Source organism: uncultured Fretibacterium sp. (genome assembly GCF_938040765.1).
Classification (GTDB): Bacteria; Synergistota; Synergistia; order Synergistales; family Aminobacteriaceae; genus CAJPSE01.
On record NZ_CALIAA010000186.1, the window covers coordinates 1 to 4,708 of the forward strand.

The window sequence follows — 4,708 nt, forward strand, 5'->3', positions numbered from 1 at the left end:
TCAATCGTAGCATCAGGAGAAATTCCAAGGTGAAGATAGGCATTATTCACGGCCGGTTCTATCCTTCCTGCCTCGACGGACAAGACGTAGCAACACAGTGATAAGCCCAGGCAAGTACCTGAAACATCCTTTGCGTTTCTTGCTCCTCCGGGCTACCTTGAGCAAATGCCGATGGGTCAAAAAGGCTTTTTTTTCGTTCATACGCCGTCCCGATCTCCGCCGTCGTCGTCTCTACCCTCCGGGGACGCTGAGGGGGCCTCTTCTGCAGCGGCCGGCCCAAACGCCGTCTCCGTATGGGGACCCTCGCTGCGCTCTTCCTCCCATGGGTAGACGACCGCCGTGCCCATCGGAGCATCCGCAGACTGTGCTCGAGGGACGGGAGCGCCCGCGGAGGAAGCGGGAGCTTTCCTGTCCTGTGCGGCTTCCTCCGCTCCCTGGAACACGCCTTTATGGGAGTTCAATATGTAGTACACCCCTATCAGCGGCCCCCACAATGCCAGTCCATTCTTGGAAAACGGGAACCCGTTTCCGAACACGACCCATCCCCACGCGGACAGAACCACAAAGGACAACAGGGACGCGATATTACGCTCATTCACCCCCGTCGTATTCCCCCCTGTGGTCCGGTAGGTCAGGATATTATGCACGGCAATAAGGTCCAGGATTCCGGGAAAAAGCATCACTCCCCCAATCGCATAGGACAGGCATAGGGACAAGACCGTCAGGGACGCCGTATATAAAAACGCCTCCAGGCCATATCGGACGCCCTCCCGCTTCACGACGAAACGCACGATACTGGGGGGAAGAAGGAAGAAGCAATACAAATACACAATTGCCGTCAAGAGTACTTCCCGGATGAGCAGAGAGCCCGTGGAGGGCGGGAGGAAATACGCCAAAAAGGAGCTGCGCAGGTAGAGGAGAAGAAGTGAAAGGACAGGATAGATGAGATATGATACCTCCAGCTTCATCTTATCCTCCCGGAAAACGGCGCTCTGCAATGCCGCCGGCACACAAAAGAGCCATTCCATCTCCAAGAACCCTTATCTCGAATATCCAAGCCCGACACCCTCCCGTCTATAATCGAAATCAACGACATGCCATGAACCGAGGCTTTATTTCATTGTAGCATACTAAAAGGCCCTGCCCTTCCATTCGGCTTCAGCCCTCGCGTCCCCATGACGGCAAAGAACGAGCGGGCCGGATGCCCGATCCGGCCCGCTAAAAAACACCATACCGGTCGGCCTCGCAGCCCCATGAGGCGATCAGGCGTGCAGCCAGCTCTTGAACCCCTCGCCCACCACCTCCGAGACGTCGGAGAGGATCACGAACGCGGTGGGGTCTACCGACGCGATGAAGCGCTTGAGCGGCGGGACCTGCCGACGGGGCAGCACCACCAGAAGCATCTCGACGGACGCGCCGCGGTAGGCCCCCGTCGCGGGAATGAGGGTGGCCGAACGCTCGAGCTCCGTCATGATGAAGCCCGCGATCTCCCTGTGCCGGGCGCTGATGACCAGGATCTGGGTGCGCCGGTGAAAGGAGCGGACGACGTTGTCGATGACCATCGTCTCGATATAGAGCAGAAACGCCCCGAGGAGCATCTGCTCCAAGGTGACGACGGCGAAGGAACCGAGCAGGATGACGATGTTAATGTAGAACGACATCGCTCCGACGTCCACGCCCCATCGCTTCTTTGCCGCCATCACCACCACGTCCGTCCCGCCGGAGCAGGCGTCCACGCGGAACAGCATCCCGAAGCCGACGCCGCTCACCACGCCGGAAAAGATCGCGGCCAACAGGGTGTTCTCGATGACGGGATAGCGGAACCACTCGAAGAAAGGCACCATCAGGCTGGTCAGGACGGTCACGTAAAGCGTCCAGAGGGCAAAGCGCGTCGAGAGAAAGCGCCAGCCCCAGAGCAGCAGAAGCACGTTCCCCACCGTGATGAACCAGGCCGGGGAGATGCCCCAGAGGTAATGGGTGATGAGCGCGATGCCGGTCACCCCGGCCCCGGCGAACTTATAGGGAACCACCAGCGCGACGATGGCGAAGCAGACGAGGGCCGTCCCCACCGTCGTGCTCAGCAGCGTCGCCCACTCCTCCCGCAGCCAGCTCCTGCACAACGCCGCGCCCCGAACCGTCCATTCCTTCACCGACGCTCTCATCAACGTCACGCTCCATGCACCGTACAAATTTTTAACGGCCCATACCATCGCAGGGCAACTTTTTTATCTTACCACAGCTCTCGACACGCCTTCGCCGGGGGAATATCCCCATAAGAAACGCGGGGCCCCCGCACGAAGCGGAAGGCCCCGCGGCCGGGGCTCAGAAAAACAAGTCCTCCCCTAGCGCCGGGAGGGATTGAACTCCCCGTCGAGGAGCTTTCGGAACGCCTCCAGATCCATGCTCCCCAGGTCGCCCCTGCTACGCTCGCGCACCGCGACGACCCGCGCCTCCTTCTCCTTGTCCCCGATCACGATCATGTAGGGGACCTTTTGGAGCTGCGCGTCGCGGATGCGTTTCCCCAGCTTCTCGTCGCGCTCATCCGTCTCCACGCGCAGGCCCCAGCCGCCAAGGGTCTCCGCCAGTTCCTGAACGTAGTCCCGGTGCTCCTCGGCGATGGGGATGAGCTTCACCTGAACGGGGGCGCACCAGAACGGGAACGCGCCGGCGTAGTGCTCGATCAGGATGCCGAGGAAACGCTCCAGACTGCCCATGAGAGCCCGATGCAGCATGACGGGCCGGTGCTCCTGGCCGTCCGCCCCGGCGTAGTGCATGTCGAAGCGCTCCGGCATCTGGAAGTCCAGCTGAATGGTGCCGCACTGCCAGGTCCTGCCGATGCAGTCCTCCAGGTGGAAGTCGATCTTGGGCCCATAGAAGGCCCCATCCCCCTCGTTGACCCGGTAGGGCGTGCCCGTCGCCTCCAGCGCGTCCCGAAGCGCCGCCTCCGCGATCTCCCACTGTTCCGGCTCGCCCATCGAGTTCTCCGGCCGCGTCGAGAGCTCGACCGCATAATCGAAACCGAAGACGTCCTTGTAGAAGTAGCGGTACAGGTCGATGATGCCGATCACCTCGTCCTTCACCTGGTCGGGACGGCAGTAGATGTGCGCGTCGTCCTGGGTGAAGCAGCGCACGCGCATCAGACCGTGGAGCACCCCGCTGCGCTCGTGCCGATGGACCGTGCCCAGCTCCGCCATGCGCAGCGGCAGGTCGCGGTAGCTGCGGAGCTGTGTCTTGTAGACCAGGATGCCGCCGGGACAGTTCATCGGCTTGACGGCAAAGGGCTTCTCGTCGATCTCGGTGAAGTACATGTTCTCCTTGTAGTGGTCCCAGTGCCCGGACTGAATCCACAGCGAACGGTCCAGGATCAGCGGCGTGCGGATCTCCACGTAGCCGCGCTTCAGGTGCTCCCGACGCCAGAAGTCGGTGAGCGCATTCAGGATGGCCATCCCCTTGGGGTGGAAGAACGGGAAGCCCGGCCCCTCGTCGTGGAGGCTGAAAAGGTCCAGCTCACGCCCCAGCTTGCGGTGATCGCGCAGCTTCGCCTCCTCCAAGCGCTTCAGGTGCTGTTTCAGCTCGTCCGGCGTGGCGAAGGCCGTGCCGTAGACGCGGGTCAACATCTTGTTCTTCTCGCTGCCGCGCCAATAGGCCCCCGCGACGGAGAGCAGCTTGAAGTGGCGCAGCCAGGACGTGTCGGGGACGTGGGGCCCCCGGCACAGGTCCACGTAGTTCCCCTGCCGGTAGAGCGAGACGCCCGGGACATCCAGGTCCGTAATCAGCTCCACCTTGTAGGGGTCGCTGCGGTCCCCGAAGAACCTCAGCGCCTCGTCCCGCCCCATCTCCACCCGCTCGACCCGCTCCGCCGCCCCCGCGAGGCGGCGCATCTCCGCCTCGATGGCGGGCAGGTCCTGCTCCGTGATCACCGCCCCGGCGACGTCCACGTCGTAGTAGAAGCCGTCCTTGATGCAGGGCCCGATCCCGAAGTGCGTTCCGGGATAGAGGTTCTCGATGGCCTGGGCCATCAGGTGCGCGCAGGAGTGGCGCAGGATGGAGAGCCCCTCCTCCGAGCCCGCCAGAACGGGCTCGAGCGTCCCCCCGGTCGAGACCTCCCGCTCCAGGTCCAGCAGCTCGCCGTTCAGCTTCCCGGCCAGAGCCTTCTTCTCCTGACCCAACCCGGCCAGCACCTCGGACACCTTGACCGATCCCCGGTCGAACTCGCAGACCTTCCCATTGTTACCCTCAAAACGCAGCATAATCCATCCCCCCAAAATTTTGGAATAAAAAAAGCCCACGTTGTCTCCACAAACATGGAGACGACGTGGGCGCATTCGTGTCGCGGTTCCACTCCATTTCCGGCATGGCCGCCCGGCGGCCTCCGGCTCTCGAACCCGCTGTATGGGGCGGGGCCCCGACGCCTTATCCCGATATACGGCCTCGGCGTCCGCTCGGAGGGGGTCTTCGCCTCGTCCGACGCGGCGGAACTCTCAGCCAGCGGCTCCGCCTCTCTGTGCGTCTCCTCCTCGGGGCAGAAAAAACCCTCCGGTGAGGTTACTCGTCCTCTTCATCGCGATTCACTCGATATCGATAATGCGTGACAGGATACCACCAAACACGCCTTTCGGCAAGGGGATGGCACGGGGAAACGACGGGGCTCGAGCGCCCCGCCCTATCTCGGCGCTCTGCGGAAGCTCACCCTCAGGTCGCAGACGTC

At 62.5% G+C, this 4,708-nt stretch carries 3 protein-coding genes; all 3 read right to left on the reverse strand.

The annotated features are described in order from the left end of the window. Positions 1 to 197: 197 nt before the first annotated feature. Positions 198 to 968: a hypothetical protein gene (locus Q0176_RS06520; RefSeq protein WP_299300441.1), complete on the reverse strand. Its 771-nt coding sequence runs from the start codon at positions 966 to 968 to the stop codon at positions 198 to 200. A gap of 294 nt (positions 969 to 1,262) precedes the next feature. After that, positions 1,263 to 2,162: a YitT family protein gene (locus Q0176_RS06525; RefSeq protein ID WP_299300443.1), complete on the reverse strand. Its 900-nt coding sequence runs from the start codon at positions 2,160 to 2,162 to the stop codon at positions 1,263 to 1,265. Between the two features lie 180 nt (positions 2,163 to 2,342). Then, positions 2,343 to 4,250 (reverse strand): threonine--tRNA ligase, encoded by a 1,908-nt coding sequence (gene thrS / locus Q0176_RS06530; RefSeq protein ID WP_299300445.1) that lies wholly within the window; start codon positions 4,248 to 4,250, stop codon positions 2,343 to 2,345. Positions 4,251 to 4,708 lie beyond the last annotated feature (458 nt).